The sequence below is a fragment of the Antarcticimicrobium luteum genome, assembly GCF_004358185.1.
Taxonomy (GTDB): Bacteria; Pseudomonadota; Alphaproteobacteria; order Rhodobacterales; family Rhodobacteraceae; genus Antarcticimicrobium; species Antarcticimicrobium luteum.
Genome location: NZ_SMUV01000005.1, coordinates 1 through 1929, shown reverse-complemented (window position 1 = coordinate 1929; position 1929 = coordinate 1). Strand labels below are relative to the sequence as shown.

Sequence of the window (1929 nt, the reverse complement as noted above, 5' to 3'; positions counted from 1 at the left end):
CCCCCCCCCCCGCCAGCCCGAGGCCCCTGCCCCGGACCGGCCTGGCGCCCCCCCTCAGATCAACCCAACCCTGGGCGTGAAGTTGGCAATGATCAGCTCGGCGGCATCGGTCGATCCACCGGCGGCAACGGAGTATTTCAACCGCACTTCCTCCATCTCGAACCCCGCGAATGTCTCGCGGATCTCGGGGCGGTCATTGATCGAGAGGATGAACCTGCCGTGGATCCCGGCCAGCTGCTCGGCCATGGTCTGGAACTGGCTTCGATCGAACAGCCCCTTGCCGTAATCGTTCTCCCCGCCCCAATAGGGCGGATCGAGGTAGAACAGCGTCTGGGCCCCGTCATAGCGGGCGATCAGCTCCGACCAGTCGAGGTTCTCGAAGACGACGTTTTCCAGCCGCTCATGAGCGGCCTCGAGGATCGGCTCCAGCCGGGTCAGGCTGAAGCGCGGCGGCCGGTCGGTTGCGACCCCGAACACCCCGCCGGGCTTGCCGCCAAAGGCCTGCCGCTGCAGATAGAGGAACCGGGCCGCGCGCTGCAGGTCGGTCAGGGTTGCGGGATCCACCTTGCGCAGCCTCTCGAACTCCCGGCGCGAGGCGATCTGATAGCGCATCACCTCCATCAGCTGCGGATAGTGCTGCTGCAGGATGCGGAACAGGTTGGTGATCTCGCCGTTGAAGTCATTGGCGACCTCGAGCTGCGGCTTCCAGCTGCGCCGCAGAAAGACACCGCCCATGCCGACAAAGGGCTCGGCATAGGTGGCGTGATCGACGGCGTCGATCCGCTCGATGATACGGGCGCTCAGGGCTTTCTTGCCGCCAAGCCAGGGGGCAACGGGTGCGGCCGGGCGCACCTTTGTCATTGTTGTCATGGATGATTCCAGAATATGCAGCGACCACTCTCGCGAGAGTCGGGCGACATTTTCTGATAGGTCATGTCGGCGCAGCCGCTTTGAACGGATGGCTGCGTGGGTAAGGGTGTTGACGCACCCGATCCCCCCGCCCGGGGGCGGAAGGATCAATCGCAAAGGTCGGCGCCGGCGGGTTAGCGCAGCGGCAGGTCGACCAGGTTGAACTTGCCGGCCGCCAGCCGCTGCAGCACCGCGTCACTGGCCCCGAGCCGCACGATCGCATCGGGCACCGAGGCCCGCGCATGGGCGACCGCGCGCTCCACCAGAACATCGCGCCCGGCCCCCGGCCCGTCCTCGATCGCGGCGCGGGCGCCGCTCATCAGCGCGCTGTGCAGCGCTTCGCGGTGGCGGGCCTCGATATCGAGGCCAAAGCGCTGCTTGGCTTCGCGGGCGGCAATGCCGATCAGGATCGACAGAACCAGGCTCAGGGTGCTGATCAGCGCGGGCTGCAGCTGAATCAGAAGGTCATTCAGGGTCATGGGTCATACCTCGTTTCAGGAGTTGAGGGGGAACGGCCGGCGGATCACGCCGCCAGCCAGGGAAAGATCCGCGCCAGAAGCGCGCGGACTGCGGAAGGTTGGGCTCGTCTCGCGGGGAGGATCGGCGGCAGCGCCAGCAGCGCCGCATGCAGCGCCGCGCGGGAGTTCGGGCCAAAGCGGCCATCCACCACCAGCCCGGCGCCGCGCTGGAAGGCGCGCAGATCCTCCGGGCCATGGCCCAGCAGCACCAGCTGCGCCCGATCGGTAAAGCGCTGACGCTCCGCCAGATGGGTATAGCCGCCGTTGATCCGGCGGGTGATCCGGCGCAGATCGCCCGCGTCCGCCAGAGCGTTCAGCCCCCGGGTCGACCAGTACCAGAGCGGGCCCAGCCCCTCCCAGGGATCAAGGCTCGCCGCATCCGGATCCGCCTCGAAGTCCGGCGCCGTGGGATCGAGGGTGCGCACCCACCGGGTGAAGGCGCGGTAGTTGCCCCGCCCGGTGATCTGGATCCCGGTGCGGCCCCGGTAGAGATAGCCGTCGC

At 67.9% G+C, this 1929-nt stretch carries 3 protein-coding genes; all 3 read right to left on the bottom strand.

Annotated features, from left to right (window positions below; translation table 11 throughout):
• Positions 1-54: 54 nt before the first annotated feature.
• The gene (locus E1832_RS00045; RefSeq protein ID WP_133357723.1) at positions 55-861 is read right to left on the bottom strand and encodes a DNA adenine methylase; all 807 of its coding nucleotides are present in this window, start codon (positions 859-861) and stop codon (positions 55-57) included.
• Positions 862-1043: 182 nt separating this feature from the next.
• Positions 1044-1388: a hypothetical protein gene (locus E1832_RS00040; protein WP_133357721.1), complete on the bottom strand. Its 345-nt coding sequence runs from the start codon at positions 1386-1388 to the stop codon at positions 1044-1046.
• A gap of 44 nt (positions 1389-1432) precedes the next feature.
• Positions 1433-1929 (bottom strand): glycoside hydrolase family 19 protein (locus E1832_RS22330; RefSeq protein WP_425358951.1); only part of this gene is annotated, 497 nt, incomplete at its 5' end.

Excerpts from the sequence above, each read along its gene's own strand:
- E1832_RS00040 (WP_133357721.1), bottom strand. The coding sequence starts at position 1,388 with ATGACCCTGAATGACCTTCTGATTCAGCTGCAGCCCGCGCTGATCAGC.
- E1832_RS00045 (WP_133357723.1), bottom strand. The coding sequence starts at position 861 with ATGACAAAGGTGCGCCCGGCCGCACCCGTTGCCCCCTGGCTTGGCGGC.